This window comes from Pseudoxanthomonas sp. F37 (assembly GCF_022965755.1).
GTDB lineage: Bacteria > Pseudomonadota > Gammaproteobacteria > Xanthomonadales > Xanthomonadaceae > Pseudoxanthomonas_A.
Genome location: NZ_CP095187.1, coordinates 2,664,682 through 2,683,934, shown reverse-complemented (window position 1 = coordinate 2,683,934; position 19,253 = coordinate 2,664,682). Strand labels below are relative to the sequence as shown.

Annotated in this window: 22 protein-coding genes and 1 pseudogene; 13 read left to right on the top strand and 10 right to left on the bottom strand. The window is 70.4% G+C overall.

The features are described 5' to 3' along the window. Positions 1-128 precede the first annotated feature (128 nt). From MUU77_RS12625 to MUU77_RS12600, 6 genes and pseudogenes are all read left to right on the top strand, one after another. A complete protein-coding gene (locus MUU77_RS12625) occupies positions 129-1,421 on the top strand; it encodes an adenylosuccinate synthase (RefSeq protein WP_245087416.1) in 1,293 nt (430 codons plus the stop codon). A 175-nt stretch (positions 1,422-1,596) separates the two neighbouring features. Then, the gene (locus MUU77_RS12620) at positions 1,597-1,917 is read left to right on the top strand and encodes a hypothetical protein (protein WP_245087413.1); all 321 of its coding nucleotides are present in this window, start codon (positions 1,597-1,599) and stop codon (positions 1,915-1,917) included. 222 nt (positions 1,918-2,139) lie between these two features. Further along, entirely contained in the window at positions 2,140-2,445 is a 306-nt protein-coding gene (locus MUU77_RS12615; RefSeq protein WP_245087410.1) for a hypothetical protein, read from the top strand. Positions 2,446-2,845: 400 nt separating this feature from the next. Further along, positions 2,846-3,244 (top strand): annotated as a pseudogene (locus MUU77_RS12610) (PAS domain-containing protein); the annotation flags it as partial. 33 nt (positions 3,245-3,277) lie between these two features. Then, positions 3,278-4,240, top strand: a complete 963-nt coding sequence (locus tag MUU77_RS12605) for an HWE histidine kinase domain-containing protein (RefSeq protein WP_245094437.1) — start codon at positions 3,278-3,280, stop codon at positions 4,238-4,240. After that, entirely contained in the window at positions 4,237-4,602 is a 366-nt protein-coding gene (locus MUU77_RS12600; protein ID WP_245087407.1) for a response regulator, read from the top strand. The genes MUU77_RS12605 and MUU77_RS12600 overlap by 4 nt, the downstream gene beginning before the upstream one ends. A gap of 20 nt (positions 4,603-4,622) precedes the next feature. Here the strand turns inward: MUU77_RS12600 and MUU77_RS12595 are convergent, their stop codons facing one another. Beyond that, positions 4,623-4,844, bottom strand: coding sequence for a hypothetical protein (locus MUU77_RS12595; RefSeq protein WP_245087404.1), 222 nt, complete (start codon positions 4,842-4,844; stop codon positions 4,623-4,625). A 174-nt stretch (positions 4,845-5,018) separates the two neighbouring features. Here MUU77_RS12595 and MUU77_RS12590 point away from each other — a divergent pair, with 174 nt between their 5' ends. The 4 genes from MUU77_RS12590 (at position 5,019) to MUU77_RS12575 (ending at position 6,929) form a co-directional block, all read left to right on the top strand. Further along, entirely contained in the window at positions 5,019-5,204 is a 186-nt protein-coding gene (locus MUU77_RS12590; protein WP_245087401.1) for a hypothetical protein, read from the top strand. 9 nt (positions 5,205-5,213) lie between these two features. Beyond that, positions 5,214-5,408 carry a hypothetical protein gene (locus MUU77_RS12585; RefSeq protein WP_245087399.1) on the top strand — a complete coding sequence of 65 codons (195 nt, stop codon included), beginning with the start codon at positions 5,214-5,216 and terminating at the stop codon, positions 5,406-5,408. 32 nt (positions 5,409-5,440) lie between these two features. Further along, positions 5,441-5,725, top strand: coding sequence for a hypothetical protein (locus tag MUU77_RS12580; protein WP_245087397.1), 285 nt, complete (start codon positions 5,441-5,443; stop codon positions 5,723-5,725). Between the two features lie 76 nt (positions 5,726-5,801). Next, positions 5,802-6,929, top strand: a complete 1,128-nt coding sequence (locus tag MUU77_RS12575) for a HAMP domain-containing sensor histidine kinase (protein WP_245094435.1) — start codon at positions 5,802-5,804, stop codon at positions 6,927-6,929. A gap of 86 nt (positions 6,930-7,015) precedes the next feature. Here the strand turns inward: MUU77_RS12575 and MUU77_RS12570 are convergent, their stop codons facing one another. Continuing rightward, positions 7,016-7,375, bottom strand: a complete 360-nt coding sequence (locus MUU77_RS12570) for a glycine zipper 2TM domain-containing protein (RefSeq protein ID WP_245087394.1) — start codon at positions 7,373-7,375, stop codon at positions 7,016-7,018. 211 nt (positions 7,376-7,586) lie between these two features. Between MUU77_RS12570 and MUU77_RS12565 the strand changes: the two genes are divergently transcribed. From MUU77_RS12565 to MUU77_RS12555, 3 genes are all read left to right on the top strand, one after another. Beyond that, positions 7,587-8,078, top strand: coding sequence for a pyridoxamine 5'-phosphate oxidase family protein (locus MUU77_RS12565; RefSeq protein WP_245087391.1), 492 nt, complete (start codon positions 7,587-7,589; stop codon positions 8,076-8,078). 158 nt (positions 8,079-8,236) lie between these two features. After that, the gene (locus tag MUU77_RS12560) at positions 8,237-8,545 is read left to right on the top strand and encodes a hypothetical protein (protein WP_245087388.1); all 309 of its coding nucleotides are present in this window, start codon (positions 8,237-8,239) and stop codon (positions 8,543-8,545) included. Beyond that, a complete protein-coding gene (locus tag MUU77_RS12555; protein ID WP_245087386.1) occupies positions 8,542-8,757 on the top strand; it encodes a hypothetical protein in 216 nt (71 codons plus the stop codon). The genes MUU77_RS12560 and MUU77_RS12555 overlap by 4 nt, the downstream gene beginning before the upstream one ends. Before the next feature lie 688 nt (positions 8,758-9,445). Here the strand turns inward: MUU77_RS12555 and MUU77_RS12550 are convergent. From MUU77_RS12550 to MUU77_RS12515, 8 genes are all read right to left on the bottom strand, one after another. Beyond that, positions 9,446-10,840, bottom strand: coding sequence for a hypothetical protein (locus MUU77_RS12550; RefSeq protein ID WP_245087383.1), 1,395 nt, complete (start codon positions 10,838-10,840; stop codon positions 9,446-9,448). 96 nt (positions 10,841-10,936) lie between these two features. Further along, positions 10,937-13,981: a TonB-dependent receptor gene (locus tag MUU77_RS12545; RefSeq protein WP_245087380.1), complete on the bottom strand. Its 3,045-nt coding sequence runs from the start codon at positions 13,979-13,981 to the stop codon at positions 10,937-10,939. A 124-nt stretch (positions 13,982-14,105) separates the two neighbouring features. Beyond that, a complete protein-coding gene (locus tag MUU77_RS12540; RefSeq protein ID WP_245087377.1) occupies positions 14,106-15,131 on the bottom strand; it encodes a FecR domain-containing protein in 1,026 nt (341 codons plus the stop codon). Next, a complete protein-coding gene (locus MUU77_RS12535) occupies positions 15,131-15,643 on the bottom strand; it encodes a sigma-70 family RNA polymerase sigma factor (RefSeq protein ID WP_245087375.1) in 513 nt (170 codons plus the stop codon). Before MUU77_RS12535 ends, MUU77_RS12540 begins: the two co-directional genes overlap by 1 nt. 107 nt (positions 15,644-15,750) lie before the next feature. After that, positions 15,751-16,377 (bottom strand): hypothetical protein, encoded by a 627-nt coding sequence (locus MUU77_RS12530; RefSeq protein WP_245087372.1) that lies wholly within the window; start codon positions 16,375-16,377, stop codon positions 15,751-15,753. A 12-nt stretch (positions 16,378-16,389) separates the two neighbouring features. Beyond that, a complete protein-coding gene (locus MUU77_RS12525) occupies positions 16,390-17,154 on the bottom strand; it encodes a thioredoxin family protein (protein ID WP_245087369.1) in 765 nt (254 codons plus the stop codon). 110 nt (positions 17,155-17,264) lie between these two features. Then, positions 17,265-17,930: a PQQ-binding-like beta-propeller repeat protein gene (locus MUU77_RS12520; RefSeq protein WP_245087366.1), complete on the bottom strand. Its 666-nt coding sequence runs from the start codon at positions 17,928-17,930 to the stop codon at positions 17,265-17,267. Positions 17,931-17,964: 34 nt separating this feature from the next. Beyond that, positions 17,965-19,185, bottom strand: coding sequence for a helix-turn-helix domain-containing protein (locus MUU77_RS12515; protein WP_245087363.1), 1,221 nt, complete (start codon positions 19,183-19,185; stop codon positions 17,965-17,967). Positions 19,186-19,253: the final 68 nt, after the last annotated feature.

The following is a 19,253-nucleotide window of genomic DNA, read 5'->3' as shown; positions in this document are numbered from 1 at the left end:
TTCCGTGTCTGGGCCCGGCGTGGCGGGCGGCTCCCCGATGGAGTCCGCCGGCATCGGTAACGCGGCGGCCCCGCACGACCCCTTCCGGTGGCCCCGATGGCCGCCCACCAATCGAGGAGTTACCCGTCATGGGTCAGTCAGTCGTCGTTCTCGGCGCCCAGTGGGGCGATGAAGGCAAGGGCAAGATCGTCGATCTGCTCACCGAAGAGATCGGAGCCGTCGTCCGTTTCCAGGGCGGCCACAACGCCGGCCACACGCTGGTCATCGGGGGCAAGAAGACCGTCCTGCACCTGATTCCCTCCGGCATCCTGCGCCCCGACGCGCTGTGCCTGATCGGCAACGGCGTGGTGCTGTCGCCGGCCGCGCTGATCAAGGAAATCGACGAACTGGAATCGGCCGGCGTGGAAGTGCGCTCGCGCCTGAAGATCTCCCCGGCCACGCCGCTGATCATGCCGTACCACATCGCCCTGGATCAGGCCCGCGAGAAGGCCGCCGGCGGCAAGGCCATCGGCACCACCGGCCGCGGCATCGGCCCGGCGTACGAGGACAAGGTGGCGCGCCGCGGCATCCGCGTGGCCGACCTGCATTACCCCAAGCAGCTGGAAGAGCTGCTGCGCACGGCGCTGGACTACCACAACTTCGTGCTGACCAAGTACCTGGGCGTGGAAGCGGTCGATTTCCAGAAGACCTACGACGAAGCGCTGGCCTTCGGCGAGTACGTGCAGCCCATGAAGTCCGACGTGGCCGGCATCCTGCACGACCTGCGCAAGCAGGGTAAGCGGGTGCTGTTCGAGGGCGCGCAGGGCGCGCTGCTGGACATCGACCACGGCACCTATCCCTACGTCACCAGTTCCAACACCACCGTCGGCGGTGCGTTCGCCGGCACCGGCGTGGGCGCGGACGCCATCGACTACGTGCTGGGCATCTGCAAGGCCTACGCCACGCGCGTGGGCGGCGGTCCGTTCCCCACCGAGCTGGACGATGAAGTGGGGCAGGGCATCCGCGATCGCGGCCAGGAATACGGCGCCTCCACCGGCCGTCCGCGCCGCTGCGGCTGGATGGACATCGTGGCGCTGAAGCGCGCGGTGGCCATCAACGGCATCTCCGGCCTGTGCATCACCAAGCTGGACGTGCTGGACGGCATGGAGAAGCTGAAGATCTGTATCGCCTACGAATACCGCGGCAAGCGTACCGAGTACGCGCCGCTGGACGCCGGCGGTTGGGAAGAGTGCACGCCGGTGTACCTGGAGTTCCCGGGCTGGGACGAGAACACCCACGGCATCACCGAATGGGACAAGCTGCCGCCGGCCGCGCGTGCCTATCTGCGCGCGCTGGAAGAGCTGTCCGGCTGCCCGCTGGCCATCGTCAGCACCGGCCCCGACCGTGACCACACCATGGTGCTGCAGGACCCGTTCGCGTAATCCGCCCTCGTCCCGGCGAACGCCGGGACCCAGCGACTGGAAAGCCCCGCCAACGCGGGGCTTTTTCATGCCCGCGGCAGATTCCGGCACACGTCTTGCAGGGTGATCACCACCCTCAATAGCGGCCGTCCGTGGCCGTTAGAAGCACCGTGACACCGTACTGGTTGGAGTTCCCATGCACCGCAACGCCGCCCACGCCTCCGTCATCACCGGTCCTTGGCAGAGTTCCGCGCCCACCGCGGCTACGCCACGCAGGCCCGAGCGCCGCAAGGCCGCGCCCCTGCAGAACGCCGATGCGCTGCGCGCCGGTCTGACGCCGGCGCAGTTGGTGACGCTGGAAGCGCTGGAGATCTTCCAGTGGCGCCTGGCCTTCGTGCGCCGTCCGCTGTTCCAGGCGCCCATCCCGGTGCTGTTCGACCGCGACTACACGCGCCACGTGGTCATCCAGGAAGACGGCACCCTGGACGAAAGCCAGTCCCTGGTCCTGCGCGCCTGAGGCGCGCCATATCGTGCTGTTCCTTCCCCCCGTCTTGCGGGGAGAAGGTGCCCAACGGGCGGATGAGGGGCAGAGCGCGATGCCAGCCGCTCCCCTGAACACATCCCCCACACCCTAGCACCACCCTCACGTTTCCTTGAACCCGGCCGATACAAGGTAGGGCACCTGCCGTCGTCGACGGCGGGCTGCTTTCGTTCCCTGCCATCAGGAGTCCCCCGCCGGATGACGGATCCGCACCGCCCGCGCGACACCCCCGGTCCGGACACGCCGGGCGCCGCCCCCCGTACCCCCGAGCGCCGCACCGGCGCGCCCAAGATGGACAACGCCACGCTGCTGGCCGGCCTGACGCCGGAGCAGCAGGCCACCATCCACACCATGGAAACCTTCCACTGGCGCCTGAAGTTCGTCCGCCGCCCCCTCTTCAAGACCCCCATCCCCGTGCTGTTCAACCGCGAAGGCGACCGCTACGTGGTGGTCAAGGAGGACGGGACGATCGATGAGAACCCGGCGTTGAAGTTGAGGGATTGAGGGGATTCAACGCACACGTGAGACGCCGCTCCGCTGCCGGCATGTCGCCGGGAACGTAGCGCAACAAGACGGACGGGCGGATGCGCGCGCTGGGGCGCGCAGTCGCGAGCGGTGGCGATGCTGCATGTTCAACCATGCTGTGCAATGAGGACTGCAGCCCTTGGCGGTTGATCTTTTCGGCGACGGATAGTCATGTCGGCGCCGCTCTCCAGATCGACATGGAAGCGCATCCCGCACTCCCTCGATTGCGGACATGAGCATGGTGTGTCGGGAAGCTTCCTGAACAGCAGCCCCCGCACGCACCTTCCCCCCTGCCATGTTTCACAGGTCGCCCACGCCGGCCGGCGATAAGGTGAGGCATCGCCATCGGAACCACGACGCCCTCATGGACCGCTCCTTGATGGCAGGCGGTGCGCACGCCCCGGCGGAGCAGCGCGTCCGCCTGTACGAAACCCTCCTGCAGACCACCCCCGACCTGGTCTACATGTGGGACCTGCAGCACCGCTTCACCTATGCCAACGCCGCCCTGCTGGCCATGTGGGGCAAGACCTGGGACGAAGCCATCGGCAAGAACTGCCTGGAGCTGGGCTACGAACCCTGGCACGCCGCCATGCACGACCGCGAGATCGAACAGGTCATCGCCACCCGCCAGCCCGTGCGCGGCGACGTTCCGTTCAACGGCACCAATGGCCGACGCATCTACGACTACCTGCTGGTGCCCGTCATCGGCCCCGATGGCGAAGTGGAAGCCGTCGCCGGCACCACCCGCGACGTCACCGAACGCAAGAAGCACGAAGAAGCACGCCGCCGCAGCGAAGAACGGCTGGCCGCCATGGTCGACGCCACCACCGACCTGGTCTACCGCACCAACCGCGACTGGAGCGAAGTGGACATCGTGGGCGGCAGCCTGCTGCTGGGCCGGCACGGCTCGCTCACCCCCGCCTGGCTGGAAGTGCTGGTGCACCCCGACGACCGCGAGCTGGTGGCCGACGCCATCGCCCGCGCGCGCGCCAGCCAGAGCACCTTCAGCGCCGAACACCGCATCCGCAACGAAGCCGGCGGCTGGTCGTGGATCTCCTCGCGCGCCGTGCCCATCGGTCCCATCGGCGGCGAGGTGACCGAATGGTTCGGCGCCGCCACCGACATCACCGCGCGCAGGCAGCACGAAGAACACCAGCGCCTGCTGCTCAACGAACTCAACCACCGGGTCAAGAACACCCTGGCCATCGTCCAGTCCATCGCCGTGCAGACCCTGCGCAACGGCAACGGCAACGGCAACGAAAACGACATCGGCCTGGCGTGCGAACGCTTCCAGGCGCGCCTGCATGCGCTGGCACAGGCGCACGACGTGCTGACCCGCCAGCACTGGGAACACGCCCCGCTGCACGACATCGTGCGCACCGCCATCGCCCCGTGCCTGCAGGACGACGGCCAGCGCTTCGACATCCAGGGCCCGCCGATGGAACTGGCCCCGCAACGCGCGCTGGCGCTGTCGATGGCCCTGCACGAGCTGTGCACCAACGCGATGAAGTACGGCGCGCTGTCGGTGGCGCAGGGGCGCGTGCGCATCCATTGGACCTCCGAGCCGCTGGATGGCCGGCGCAGCCTGATCCTGCACTGGCAGGAGATGGACGGTCCGCCGGTGGCCGCGCCGGCGCGCCGCGGCTACGGCTCGCGCCTGATCGAGCGCGGCCTGCGCTACGACCTGGGCGGCGACGTGGCGCTGGATTTCCAACCCGCCGGCGTGCACTGCCGCATCACCGCCCCCATGCCCGACCTAGGAGTGGCCGCATGACGACCAACCCCGCACCGCGCGTCTTCATCGTGGAAGACGAATCCATGCTGGTGATGCTGCTGGAAGACCTGCTGCCCACGCTGGGCTACGCCGTGGTCGGCAGCGCCGCCTCGGTGGACCAGGCGCTGGCCGCGCTCGACCAGGCCGAGGCGGACCTGGCGGTGATCGACGTGAACCTGGCAGGCGAACCCTCGTTCCCGGTGGCCGACGCGCTGCGTGCGCGCGGCGTGCCGTTCCTGTTCACCACCGGTTACGGCCAGCAGGGCCTGCCGGCACGTTTCGCCGATGCCGCGGTGCTGGCCAAACCATTCCGCCGCCAGGACATCCAGGACGCGCTGGCAGGACTGCACCCGGCGGCCTGATGCCGGCCGGCGGCGCGCCGTCAGTCCGCGCCCGCCTCGCCGTGCACGTAGTTCACGCCCAGCCGCCGCGACAGCGCATGCAGGCGGCGCAATGCCGACGAACGCAGGTGCATGGGCGCGTGGTCGTACACCTGCGTCCACAGCCCGCGCAGGAAGGCATGCGGGTCGCCGATGTCGGCACCGCTCATCACCAGCATTTCGGCGTCGGACAGACGCGCTTCGATACGTTCCTGGCACAGCATGGAGCCGATGGTGCGGGGGCGCGCGTCAACGCGCCGTGCGCATGGCGTGCCAGCGTTCAGCCCCGCGTCGTCCTGCGTCGCATCGTGACTGGGCGCTGAAACGCCGCCCGCGGCCGTCACGGATCGCCAACGTTTCCGCGGCCACGCTGGACGCCCGCAAGCGAGGAGCCCGCCATGGTCCGCACCCCCCGGGACGCCACGCCCGTGGCACCCAATCCGATGGAAGAACAGCGCCGTCCCGATGGCGACATCGTGCCCGGCGAATCGACCGGCAAGCGCACGCACGAGGCGCGCAACGATCCCGAAGCCGCACCCGGCGCGAAGGACGGACAGCCGCGTCGCCATCCCCCGCAGATCTGAGGACACCGCATGACCCCCCTCGACAAACCGCTTCGACGCGAACTGATGCTGGGCGAGCAGGCCTACACGCTCACCCTGGATCCCACCGGCCTGAAGCTGGTGCCGAAAGGGCGCCGCAACGGCGTGGAGATCCGCTGGGCGGACCTGGTGTCCGGCGATGCCGCGCTGGCCGCCGCCCTGCAGGCCTCCACGGAGCGCGGCTAGCCGCGCCGCCGCAGGCGCGCAGGAGCATCGACATGACGAACATTCCCGCCATCACCGCGCACGGCACCCCGAAGCCGTCCCCACCCGGCACGCCGACGCCGCCGGGCCGTCCCACGCCGCCCGGCACGCCGTCCGCACCCGGCAAGCCCAGCCCGCCTGGCACGCCCAGCGATCCACAGCATCCGCCGCCCCCGGACCGCCCCCCGATGCCACGCGATCCGGGCGATCCGTACGACGTACCGGAGGGCCCCGATCCGCCGCCACAGACGCAGGTCCACATCGACGATCCGCGCGACCCGCGCAGCCTCACCGATTGACGTGCGACCGCGCATTCCATCACAGGGGGAAACCATCACCGACCACACGACGCAGAAGGAACAACAGGACGTGCTTATGCGACTCGCGGATTTCATCCAGGCCAACATGCAACGCATCCTCGACGATGCGGTGGACTTCGCCATCACCCAGGCGCCCAGCGGCGCGCAGTTGGACATGAAGCGCCTGCGCAACGACATTCCGCTCATCCTGCGCGACATCGTGGCCGACCTGCGCACGCCGCAGAGCCAGGCGCAGCAGCACGCCAAGTCGCTCGGCCAGGCCCCGCCGAACGACGGGCCGGAGTCGGCCGCCACCAGCCACGGGCGCAGCCGCGCCGACGACGGCTTCGGGGTGAACCAGATGATCGCCGAGTACCGCGCGCTGCGCGCCTCGGTGCTGCGGCTGTGGGCGGCCGACCAGGCCCTGGCCAGCGGTTCGGTCGAGGACATGATCCGCTTCAACGAAGCCATCGACCAGGCCGTGGCCGAATCGCTGCTGGAGTTCTCGCGCACGGTGGAGTCGTGGCGCAATGTCTTCCTGGGCGCGCTGGGGCACGATCTGCGCGGTCCGCTGACGGCCGTGGTGGGCACCGCGGAATTCCTGGCCGACAGCGCGAAGGGCTCGCCGCATGCGGTGCAGGCCGAGCGTATCCTCAGCGGTGGCCTGCAGCTGAGCCGGCTGGTGGACGGCCTGCTGGACTACAGCAAGAGCACACTGGGCGCGGGCATGCAGCTGCAGCGCACGGCCTGCGACCTAGGCGTGGCGATCGCCGAGGAGGTGGAGCTGCTGCGTACCACGCTGGGGGATGTCCCCATCACCCTGCACGTTCAGGGCGACACCTGCGGCCGTTTCGACGACGCGCGCCTGCGCGAAGCCGTACACAACCTGGTGACCAATGCCGTCAAGTACGGCGACGAGGGCGGGGAGATCCGCGTCACCGTGGACGGCGATGCCGATCGCGCCTGCATCGCGGTGAGCAACGCGGGCGATCCGCTGTCCACCGAGGCCTTGAACGCATTGTTCGACCCGCTGCGCCGCGGGTCGAAGGCGGCCAGCCGCGGCGAGTACGCCAGCCTGGGGTTGGGCCTGTTCATCGTGCGCGAGATCGCCACGGCACATGGCGGCGAGGTGACGGCGCGCGTGGAAGCGGGGCGCACGATCTTCGTCATCACCCTGCCGCAGGCGATCGCCCGCGCAGCCTAGCGCGTGTGGATGTTAGGGGAATTACCAAAAAAAAAAGGGGCGCCTGTGGCCGTCGCCGCAGGCGCCCCCGGGGGAAACGCGGTATTTCAGCGATACACGCGTTCGCAGCGACGTTCGACGATGCGGTCGCCCTTGGTTTCCTGGCTGTCGCCCTGCACCTTGCGACCGATCGCGCCGCCGGCCACGGCGCCGCCGACGGTCGCCACCTTCTTGCCGTTGCCGCTGCCCACCTGGTTGCCCAGCAGGCCCCCGATCACCGCGCCTATGGCGGTGCCGGCCACGCGGTTGGGGTCGCGGCTGTTCTGTCTGACTTCCACGTTCTTGCAGACCACCCGGCTGCCGTCGTCGAAGCGGCGGCCCTCGTCCTGCGGACCATAGGTCTGCGCCGCCGCGGCCGACATCACCGACATCAGGCCGACGGACAGCAGATAGCGCGGGATATTCATGACCTGTCTCCTGTGGGGAATCGCAGGCGCAGGCTGCGCGCGTCCTCGCGAATGCGTGGTGAAAGCCGGGCGCCGCCATTCATGCGCCGGTACGCCCACCGTGACGTGGGCGCGACAAACATGACGCGGGGCTGACGCCGGCCGCATGCCTTGACGGCGGCGCGACGCCGCATCGCCTAGCGTGACGCCATCCACGACGAGGAGCGCGCCCATGCATACGCCGGAAGAACTGGAAAAGAAGCTGTGGAAGGCCATCAAGTCCGATCGCACGCTGATGCTGGGCCTGGACGGCGCCGAAGACGGTCACACCCGGCCGATGACCGCACTGCTGGAGCACGAAGGCCGCGGCCCGCTGTGGATCTTCACCGCCACCGACAACGTGCTGGCCCAGCGCACGCACACGCCGCAGCGTGCTATCGCCACGTTCGCATCGATGGGCCACGACATCTTCGCCAGCCTGCAGGGTGCGCTGGTGCGCGACGACGACCGCGCGGTGATCGACCGCCTGTGGAACCCCTTCGTCGCCGCCTGGTACGAAGGCGGCAAAGACGATCCCAAGCTGGCCCTGCTGCGCTTCGATGCCGAGCATGCGGAGATCTGGCTCAACGAGCAGAGCCTGCTGGCCGGGGTGAAGATGCTGCTGGGCGTGGACCCGAAGGAGGACTACCACGACAAGGTCGCCGAGGTGAACCTGCGCGGCTGAGGGCACGGGTAGGCCGGAAGTCATGCCTTCCCCAACCGCGCCTGACTCCGGGCTGGCGCGATGGCCGGCCTGCGCGCCGACCCGCGTGATCAGGAGAAGAACCGACGTGCCGGAACAGGGGCCAGGCCGCGGTGATCACGTACCGGATGCCACGCCCCATGCTGCTGTACTCGCAAACCCACCTGCACAACCTGCTGGACCGCCTGGAAACCAGCGACGCCCGCACCACCGGCCAGCTCGAAGCCCTCACCGTGTGGGTGGCGGCGCTGGTGCAGAGCCACCCCGACGGCGAACGCCTGCGCGCCACCGCGCAGGCGCTGTCCGCGCGCAATCCCTTCCGCGCGCTGTGCCAGTACCAGGAAGAAGTCGCCGCCTACGACGCGACGTTCTGCCAGTTGCAGTCGCTGGCATCGCTGGCCGAAACGCCACTCCCCCGCGCGCGCCTGGCCCCGCCGCCCAACGTATGAAGCGTGTTTCCCCGGATGCCGGCCGTCGCCGCATCCTGAAGATGCGTCGCCACTGCGAGGGCAGCGTGCCTGGGCGCGCGCCCCTGTCCACCGCCAGCCTGCTGGCCATGGCGGCCATGGCGCTGGGCCCGGTGACCGCACCCGACGCCACGCGCGTGGCGGTGCAACCGCTGTCGTCGCTGCACCTGCCGGTGGACGAAGGCGACGCGTAAGGCACGGCGGCGCGAACGGAATGCGCGTGCGGCTTCATGCATCGCGCGCGCCCCTCATCCGGCCTTCGGCCACCTTCTCCCCGCCGGGCGGGGAGAAGGTGCGTCGGAAGCATCACGTCTGTCGGCTCATCTCCCGATACGGACGGCGACCCACTGCCTCCCTCTCCCCGCCTTGCGGGGAGAGGGTGCCAAGGGCGACGGAGCCAGGGCGGTGACGCGGTAGGAGTACGGCCAACGCCGCAAACGTAATGCGCGGGCGCTCCATGCATCGCGCTCGCCCCTCATCCGGCCCCGTATCAGGTACGGGGCAGGCGCTTCGGCCACCTTCTCCCCGCCCGGCGGGAGAAGGCGCGTTCGCTGTCGATCTGCCTCCCTCTCCCCGCGTGGGGACAGGGCGTTACCGGGGGGCAGCGATTCGTCGCAAAGAAAGAGGGTACCGCGCCAGCGATCCTCGACGGGGACGCACTTGCAGCCAAGCTGGACGAAGCTAGGGCTTCGCACAACGGTACCCATGTGGTCGCCGTGGCTGTTCACCTGGATCCGGATGGCCGCTGCTGCGGCCCCGACCACGCGTGCAGTGTGGCGGGGCGTTCGCAAAGGCCGTGTCAACGCCCGCTGCCCACGCGCGGAAAACTGGGGGGTCGGTCACATGCGGCCGTGAATCGGTGCTGTCTCGTCGCGTGTGGCATCACCGCGACGCATCACCGGCGCGCTCGGCCTCCACGAAGACCGGATTGGAATGGAACCACAGGTCCTGCCACGGGTCTTCGCCCGGCACGTCGGCCTGCGGCGTGGCTTCGTGCGTGTTGCTGCCGCGTGCGCGCACGAAGGCGCCCTGCGCGGGCACCGGCAACGTCCATGTGGCGATGCGCCAGGCGCCTTCGCTGCGCCAGGCGTCGGCGTTGACCTGGTACGTCTGCATCACCGGGGAACCGTCGGGGCCGGGCGATCCGACGATCAGCGTCATCTGTTCCAGGGCCGGGTGTTGGCCGTGGTGGTTGGGGGTGGAAGGCTGCCGCACCCGCAGTTCGATCCGCATGGGGGCGCCGGCGGGCACGCGCAGTGTCTGGCCCAGGGTGGCTGCGGGCGCGCGCCCGTCGGCGCCGCGCACGGTCAGTTCCAGCGCGTCGATCAGGTCGCCGGTGACGGCGAACATGCGGCCCTCGCGCAGGCCCTGGAGGATGTCGCCGGCCTCGCGCCGTGCCCACACGTAGGTCTTGCTGTATTCGCCAGGATCGTAGTCGCGTCCGCCATCGCGCAGGTTGTGGTGCGAGTCGGAGGTGGCGGTGATCCAGAAGCGGCGCCCTTCGGCCAGCAGCGCATCCCACACGCCGCCCACCTGCGTGGTCATCTGGTCGAAACCGCCGAACGTCGGCGCAGCGCTGTTGCGGTACAGGCCGCGCTCGCTGCGGATCGCCTGGTGGCCGGGCGCGCCTTCCATGCCCACCAGCACGCGCGGTGCGGCGTCGTGCCAGGCGCGCAGTTCGGCCGGGTCCACGTCGCCCCACCGGCCCACGCCGGTGGCGGTGCGCGAGGGGTGGTTGACGAACACCAGTGGCGGTGCGGGCAGGGCGCGCATGTGCGCCAATGCATCGAGCATGGTCTGCGCGTCGTCGCGCTGCACACCGTCCACCGGCTCGTTGCGGCTGAAGCGGCGCTCGATCTCGACCAGTTCGTCGCGCTCATGCGGGCCCGGGGCGATGATCAGCGAGGCATGTTCGGCAGCGGGTACGTCGAATTCCATGCCGTTGAACTGGATCAGCGCGGGCACGTCGCGGCGTGCCTGCTGCAGTGCGGGCCAGGCATGGTCGCCGGTCACGGCCGAATGGCCGGGCCCGCCGTGGTCGGTGTGCACCATCCAGCTGAGGCCGAACGCCAGCGCCTGCCGCGCGTTGCGGCTGCGGGTGTAGGGCGAATCGCCGCCGCGGATGGGCGTGGGCGGTGAGGTGCTGCGGTCCCAGTCCACGCTCCACTCGCTGTGCACGTGGTGGTCGCCGGCCTGCCAGCTCCGGCCGGCATGGGGACCGGTGGCGCAGGCGCACAGCAGGAGGGCGGACAGCGCCGGCAGAAGGAGGGAACGCATGGAAGTATCTCGCAAGGCACGCTGCCGCCGCGGCAGGCGGCGGCAGCGCAGGAAGAAGGAGCGCGCCGCGGGCGGAGGCCGGCGGCGCGCCGTGGCTCAGAAGTCCGCGCGCAGGCCCAGGCTGATGCGGCGGCCGGATTTCTCGTACATGGTCGGGAACGACGGATCCATGGTGTAGCCGCTGGTCTCCTCGTCCGTCATGTTGATGCCCTTCAGGCTGAGCTTCAGGTGGTCGCTGATGCGGTAGCCGATCGAGACGTCCAGCTGGCCGTACGCGTCGCGCCAGATCGGGTACATGTTGTAGCCGATCGATTCCACGTACTCGTCCTTGTGGTTGTACGACACGCGGGCGTCGAAGCGCGCGTTCTCGTAGTAGGCGGTGAAGTTCCAGCTCTTCTCGGCCAGGCCCGGCATGGGCGTACGGATGCCCAGGCTGGATTCGCCGGCCAGCGAGCTGTCCAGCATGGTGTAGTTGGCATTGATGCCGAAGCCGTCCAGGGACGCATGCAGCGCGGACAGCGGCAGGTTGGCGACCAGTTCGATGCCGTCCACGTCGTACGAGCCCTTGGCGTTCACCGGCTGGTACACATCGAAGTCGTAGTAGCCGTTGAGCGTGCCGTTGGCGTTGTAGACGGCCACGTCCTCCACCACGCCGGTCAGCGCGCTCACCACCACGCCGTCGATGCGCTTGCGGAAGTACGACGCCGCCAGCAGGCCGCCGTTGTCCAGGTACTTCTCCAGGCCGACCTCCCACTGCTTGGCATAGGTGGGCTTCAGGTCCGGGTTGCCGTCGGTGAAGCGGAACGAACTCCAGCTGGCGGTGCGCTTGTAGGCCACGTCGGTCAGCGACGGGCGGATCAGCGTCTCCGAGCCGGCGGCGCGCAGCAGCAGGCCATCGGCCAGTTCGGCGCTCAGGTTGAAGCTGGGCAGCACGTCGGTGTAGCCGCCGTCCTTGGACACCGGCGTGTCGGTATAGCCGGTGCTGCCGTCCGGGTTCTGCACCGGGTGGTAGCCGAAGGAAACCACCTGGGTGTCCACGTAGCGCGCACCGGCGTTCACCGTCACCGGCACGCGGCCCACGGTGAAGTCCAGGTTGGCCATCGCGTACAGGGCGGCGACCTCTTCGTCCACGCGGTAGTACTGGGCGTCGTCGAACGGGGTGGAGAAACCGGGGTAGCGGAAGTAGCCGCGGGCGAAGTCGTTGGACACCTGCTGCCAGTCCAGGTCCTTCACGCTGTAGGCGCCGCCGGGCACGATGTCGCCGATCCACTGCAGCGGACTGTCGGCCAGGGTGCGGGTGTTGACCCAGGAGGTGTCGCCGGGGCCGGGGCCGGTGATCTTCAGCTCGCCGTAGCGGCGTTCCTTGCTGCGGTCGGTGTAGCGGCCGCCGAACTGCACGCTGCGCAACGCGGGCAGGAACGGCAGCTGTAGCGTGCGCGTCACGTCCAGCTTGGCGGCGTACTTGTCGTCGTCGATCTTCTCCAGCGTGGTCTCGTAGGCCTCGAACAGGTAGCGCGAGGGGGAGTTGTACATGTCGAAGCCGGCGGAGCTGGCGCTGGGAATGGTCTCGCCGCTGCGGCCGGTCCAGCGCGTGCGCGAGGGCGCGTAGGCCACGTGCTTGAGGTTGGAATAATCCAGGGTCTTCTCGGCGCCGGAATAGCCGGCCATGGCCGCCACGGTCCAGGCATCGTTCTTCCAGTCCAGCGCCAGGCTGTACTGGCCGTAGTCGGTCTGGTTGATGCGTTCCTTGCTGAGGAACTCGTGCTGGGTGGCGGTGTAGGACACGTCGCGCAGCACCAGCATGCCGTACTCGGACAGGGTGGTGTCGTCGTACCCGTGGATGGTTTCCAGCGTGCTGCGGCTGGAGGCCGAATAGGCGGCCGCGTCGTACTCGTCCTCGGTGGTGTCGTAACCGCCCAGCATGGCGTCGAAGGTCAGGCTGAAGGTGTTGCCGGGCTTGTACTGCAGCGAGGCGGTGGCGCCCCATTTGTCCTGGTCGTTGAGGTAGACGCGGTCGCCCACCTTGTCCTGGAACACGATCAGATTGCTCTCGGCGGTGTCGGTGCGGTCGTCGATCGTCCAGCCGGTATCGCGCTCGATCACCGCTTCGGCCTGCGATCCGCGCGTGCCGGACGCGCCCAGGAAGCGCGACATCGGGCGGAAATTGATGCCGGACGTGGAATCGGTGCGGTTGGTGCGCTCGGCATGCGCGAACGACACCAGCGCGCCCCAGTCGCCCCAGGTGTCGCTGGCCAGGAAGGCGAACTTGGGATCGGTCTCTTCCGAGATGGAGTTGTAGGCGCCCTCGGCCGAGGCCACCAGCATGCGGCCGCTGTAGTCGAACGGTCGCGCGGTGGAGATCCGCACCGAGCCGGCGATGCCGCCTTCCTCGTCGGCGGCGGTCGGCGACTTCTGCACCGTCACCTGCTGGATGATCTCCGAGGCGAACAGGTCGAACTCGACATCGCGCCCGCCGCTGCCGGAGGCGGTGGCCAGGTCGTTGATGGAAACGTGGGTGTACTCGGAGGGCAGGCCGCGCACGTTGACCTTGCTGCCCATGCCCTTGCTGCGCTCGATGGTCACGCCGGGCATGCGCTGCAGCGCTTCGGCCAGGTTCTGCTCGGGAAAGTCGGCCACGTCGGTGGCGACGATGGAATCGGAGAAGCCGATGTTGTAGCGCTTGATGTCCACCGCCTGTTCCAGGCTGCGGCTGTAGCTGCCCACCACGGTGACGCTTTCCAGTTCCTGCGCATCCACCGCCTGCGCGTGCGGCTGCGACACGGGCGCCGCGGCGGCCGGCGCTGGCGCCGGCGCGGACGACGGGGCCGGCGATGCGGGCGTGGCGGCTTCCAGGGTGACGGTGCTGGCGTTGAGGTAGCGGTAACGCAGGCCGGTGCCCTGCAACAGCTGCGCCAGGGCCTGCTCGGAAGACAGGCCGGCGGGCACGGCGCGCGTGCGTGGATTGCCTGCCTGCGCGGTGTAGACGAACTGCAGGCCGGTCTGGCGCGAGAGCGCGTTGAGCGCGGTGTCGAGCGACTGCGCCGGGATGGCGTCGGTGGCGACGTTCGCCTGCTGGGCGGCCACCGTGCCGGTGGTGGCGTGCAGGGCGAGGGCGATGGAAAGAGCGAGGAGTCGGCGCATCGTGGAATCCGGGTGGTGTGTGGGGTGGTGGCGCGCTTGCCGCACGCGCTCACCCCAGCTACGAGTCCGGACGAAGCGGGTCGGGCACCGCTTTCACCGTGAATTTTTTCTTACAGCGGCGGATTCAGCGCGCCCCGTGCACGGGCGCGCTGCGCGAGCGCACGCGGATTTCGCGCGCGTCGGCGCTCACCGCGAGCGCGGGTTGCTCGGCCAGGAACGCGCGCAGCGAGGCCACGTCGTCCGCGCGCAGGTTGCCGGTCAGGCGCAGCGCGCCGGCTTGGAGGTCGTCCACGCGCAGGCGCACGGTGTTCATGCGGTTGAAGCGGTCGGCGATCTCGCGCAGGGGTTCGTCGCGGAACACGACGCGCCGCTGCCACCATGCCGTCATGGCGGCGACATCTTCGCGCACCACACTCACCTGGCCGCTGGCATGGGCCACGCGCGCGGATTGTCCGGCCCTCAGGTCGGCCAGCAGCCGGCCGCTGCCGCCGCGGTCGATCACGTGGATGCGCCCCTCGGCCACCCCGAAGCGCGCCTGGTCGCGCTGCAGCGACACGTCGAAGGTGGTGCCGATGTCGCGCACTTCCAGGCCGGCGGCCTGCACGGTGAACGGGCGGCGGTCGTCGGCGACGATGAAACTGGCCTGGCCGCGCGCCAGTTCGACGCGGCGGCGCAGCAGGCCGACGGTCGCGGTGGCGTGGCTCTCGGCATTGAGGTGCATCACCGTGCCATCGTCCAGCGTGACCACCCGTGGCGCACCATGCGCGGCGGTGTACTGGCGCGTGACGGGCAGCGCGGCATGCACGCCGGCGCCGATGCCCAGCAGCACGGCCGCGGCGGCGGCGATGCGCGGCAGCCGTCGCGGCGGCGTACGCGTGGCGGTGGCGCGCAGCGGCAGCGCGACGATGTTGTCGCGTGGCTCGCTGCCGGCGGGTTCTGGCGGCAGTCCGCGCACGGCGTCGCCGATCTCGGCGGCGACGCGGGCGATGGCCAGGTATTCGCGCAGGTGCACGGGCGAGGCCACCAGCCAGTCCATGAAGCGCTGCTGGTCGGCGGGCCCCAGCGCGCCTTCGCGTTGCAGCACGTGCCAGTACGCGGCTTCGCGGGTGGCGCTGGCGGCGGCGCCGGGCGGGAACATCGGCGAGGCCATCACGCCGCCCCCATCGCGCGCCGGCAGACGGCCAGGCCACGCACCACGTGTTTCTTCACCATGTGCGGCGACACGCCCAGGCGTTCGCCGATCTGCCGGTAGGTCAGGCCGTCGCGGTACTGCATGACGAGCACGGCGCGGGTGCGGGCCGGCAGGCTCGCCAGCAGGGCCTGCATGTGCTGGCGGCGCTGCGCGCGCTCGGTGGCGTCTTCCACGCCGTCGGCATGGGTGACCAGCGCGGCCAGCTGCTCCACGTCCTCCATCGGCACGGGGGTGCGCTGCCGCCGCGCGGCCTGTTCGCGCGCCAGGTTGAGTGCGACGGTGAACAGGTACGCCTCGGGATTGGCGATGCGTTCGCCCTGGCCCTGGTGCGCGCGCAGCAGGCGCAGGTAGGTTTCCTGCACCAGGTCCTCGGCTTCGTCGTTGGCGCCGCGGCGGGCGAAGAAGCCGCGCAGCGCCGGGGCCTGGTCGGTGAACACGCGGGTGAGCGCGCGGATCGCGTGTTCGGCCAAGGTCCTGTTCCGCCCCGTCGGAAAGGGCGGCAAGGTACGCGCTGGGGATGACGGCTGGGTGACACGCGTGCCTGCCCCGGTGATCGGCGCGGCGCGCGGGCGACGCGTCAGGACAGGGCGATCATCACCGCGCCGGTCGCCGCCAGCGCGAGCGAACATGCTGCGTCCACGACGCGCGCGCCGCCGCCGCGCACGCCACGGCAGATGCCGGCGGCCACGACCTGTGTGGTCGCCAGCATCGCCAGCAGGTGCACGACGACGGCGGTCAGCATCAACGCGAGCGATCCGGTGGCGCTGATGGCGCGGGCGGGTCCATCCGTCATGCACAGCGGCAGCAGCGCCGGCACCAGCATCAGGCCGCTGCCGTGTGCGGTGCCCATCAGGCAGGACCAGGCCGCGAGGCCCGCATGCGGTCGATGCGTGGCCTGGCGCCTGGCGGCGCGCGGATGCGCCACGAATCTGCATGCCGCCAGGGCCAGCAGGCCGCCGCCCGCCACGGCAAGCAGGTGCTGCTGCGGCAGTCTGATGCCCTGCATCACCACCACCACGACCAGCACCACCGACAGGGCGTGCCCGAGGGCGATCGGCAGCAGGGCGCGCCGCACGTCGCGTGCGTCGCCGGAGTGCGTGGCCCGGGCCGCGGCGAACAGCCAGCCGTTGGCCGGGTTCAGGCCATGCAGCGCGCCCGAGCCGATCACGGCGAGCCACGGCCACCAGGCCTCGGGCATCGGCATGACGGCCTGGCCTCAGGGCGTGCTCGCGCAGCATCCGCCGCACGCGACGGGCGCTGCCGCGTGGTAGCGGTCGTGATGGCGCACCCAGGCCATCGGGTAGTCCTGGGCGTCTTCGTTGCGGCCGTAGGGCGTCAGGTCGAGCAGCGCATAGGTGTGCATCATCGTCTCCACGCCGCGGCCGTAGCGCGAGTAGGTATGGAAGACCTGGCCGGCATCGTCGCGCACGAACACGCTGATGCCGGGGGCTTCCTCGTGCGGGAACGGCTGCCGCGTGTAGTTGTAGTCCACCGCGCCGCGCGACATCTCCTCCTGGCTGAAGTTGACGCCGAAGTCGTGGTTGAACGAGGTGCCATGCGAGGACACCCACGGGAAGGTCCAGCCCATGCGTTGGCGGAAGGCTTCGATGTCGGCCAGCGGCGCGCGCGAGACGGCGACCAGGGTGAGGTCGCGCTGGGCGAGGTGGACCCGCGCGCCGGCATGGTGGTCGGCCATGAAGGAGCAGCTCTTGCAGCCCTGCTCCCAGCCGGGCGCGAACATGAAGTGCTGCACCATCAGCTGGCGGCGGCCCTCGAACAGCTCCGCCAGCGTGCGCGTGCCCTGCGGCGTGTCGAAGGTGTAGGGCGTGTCCACCCGCACCCACGGCAGGGCGCGGCGCTCACGGGCGATCTGGTCGTGCAGGCGGGTGAGTTCCTTTTCGCGCGCGAGCAGGGCCAGGCGGGCGGCGCGCCATGCATCGCGGGAAACGAGGGTGGGGGCGTGGTGTGCATGCGTGTTCATGACAGGCTCCTGGTCGGGGGGATGGGGCGAACGCAGGCATGCGTCGCCCGTGCCGATGCCGTCGGGCACCGGAATGCAAGGATTCGGATGACGCGCGAAGCGGCGGGCGATCAGGCCGCGCGCGCGGGACGGCGCACGGCGCGCAGCAGACCGCTGCGGCCGCCGCCGCAATAGAACAGGTCGCCGCCGTCGGATTCCAGGCCGCTGACGTGCACGCCCGCCGGCAGTTCCAGCCGTTCGAGCACGCGACCATCGTCCGGGTCGATGCGGCGCAGGTCGCTGTCGTCGCCTTCCCACGTGCCATGCCACAGCTCACCGTCGGCCCAGCTGACGCCGGTGACGAAACGGTCGGATTCGATCGTGCGCAGCACCGCGCCGGTGGCCGGGTCGATCTGCACGATGCGGCGTTCGCGGTATTGGCCCACCCACAGGCTGCCGTCGGCCCAGGCCATGCCCGAATCGCAGCCCTGGCCCGGCGCGGGGATCGAGGCCAGCACGGCGCCGGTGGCGGGATCGATCTTGTCGATGCGCGCTTCGGCCAGCTGGTAGAGGTGGGTGCCGTCGAAGGCGGTGCCGGCGTCGGCCGGGCGCGACAGGCTGCGCGCGATCCGGCCGCTGTCCGGATCGACGGCGATCAGGCGCTCACCGGTGGCGGCCCAGACATGGTGGCCGTCGTAGGTGACACCGGCCACGCCTTCGCTGGTTTCGAAGGGGCCGTATTCGCGTGCGATCTCGGCACGGCTGACGGTGGGGGCGTTCGGCTGGCGGTCGTTCATGGCGGGCTCCGGGTGCGAGGGGACAGGAACCAATCTACGCACCCGGCGACGTGGCGGGGAGTAACAAGATGGTCGTGAATCCGCCCAGCGGTGGCGCGACCCACCGCTGCGCGCGGGCGCGGCCGATCGCGCGCACCTGGCCCGCCGCTTCCATCGCGGCGAGCGCGCGCTGCACCGAGCGCTGGCTGTCGCCGGTGGCCAATGCCAGCGCCGAGGTGGACCAGGCCATGCCATCGGCCAGCAGCCCGTGCAGTGCGCCCTGTTCGCCATCGACAGGCGGTGCGAGCACCACCACGCCGCGCGCGCCGTGCGGCGACAGCAGGAATCCGTGCGCGCTGGCGGTGAGGTCGGCGAACGGCGCGAGCAGGCGGCGCAGGCGTCCGATCTCCACGCGCAGGCGCGCGCGGTGCGTCTGGTCCGGCTGGCGTATGCGGAACACGCGCGCGATCAGGGTGTCGCGGTCGACATCGCCGGGCCAGTGGCTTGCCAGCGCGCGCAGCAGGGCGAACAGCACGGGGCGCCGGGCGAACGAGGCCATGCCCGTGGCATCGCGCACCGCATGGCGCACGGCATCGACCACCAGCGTGCCGGAAGCGAGCAGGGCTTCGACTTCGTCCAGCGTCACCGGCTGTTCGTGGCCGGCGTGCAGGATGCGCGCGGCAGGTCGTTGCAGGCTGGCTTCGACCTGTGCGATCTCGGCGGACAGGGCGGAAATGCCCGCCTGCGCGGCGGCGACCCGTGCGCGCTGCAGCGCCAGGCGCGCATCGCGCGTGCGCAGCGAGCGCAGCGCGATCTCGGCGGCGGCGAGCGCAGCCAGCGCATGGTGCGCGGCGGGGGCGTCGGTCAGATCGAGCGCACCCACGGCCGCGCGCGCGGCATCCAGACGACCGAGCAGCAGGTGCCGGCGCAGCGCGATCAACTGCGCGTGCCGGGCGTTGGCGCGGTCGCCGCGCGCTGCCAGCGCCTGTGCGGCGTCTTCCAGCCGCTGCGGCGCGGTGCCGAAGTCGCGCAGGGCCAGCGCCACTTCCGCTTCGGCCACCACGCAGCGGGCGCGCGCCAGCGGCTCGCGCGGACCGAAGCCGCGTGTGGCCCGGCGCAGCAGCTCGCGTGCGCGCGGATAGTCGCCGAGCTGGGCCATGGCGATGCCGCGCAGGGCCAGTGCGGGCGGGTCGTCCCGCCATCCCACGTGCTTGAGTGCGCCCAGTACGTCGCCCGCGGTCAGGGCGCGTCCGGCGGCGGCGATCAGGGAATCCATGCGCGCAGCGTAGCGCGTCGCCGAGGCGGCGGGGCCCGACCGTCCTCGTCACGCCCTGTCCAAGCCGC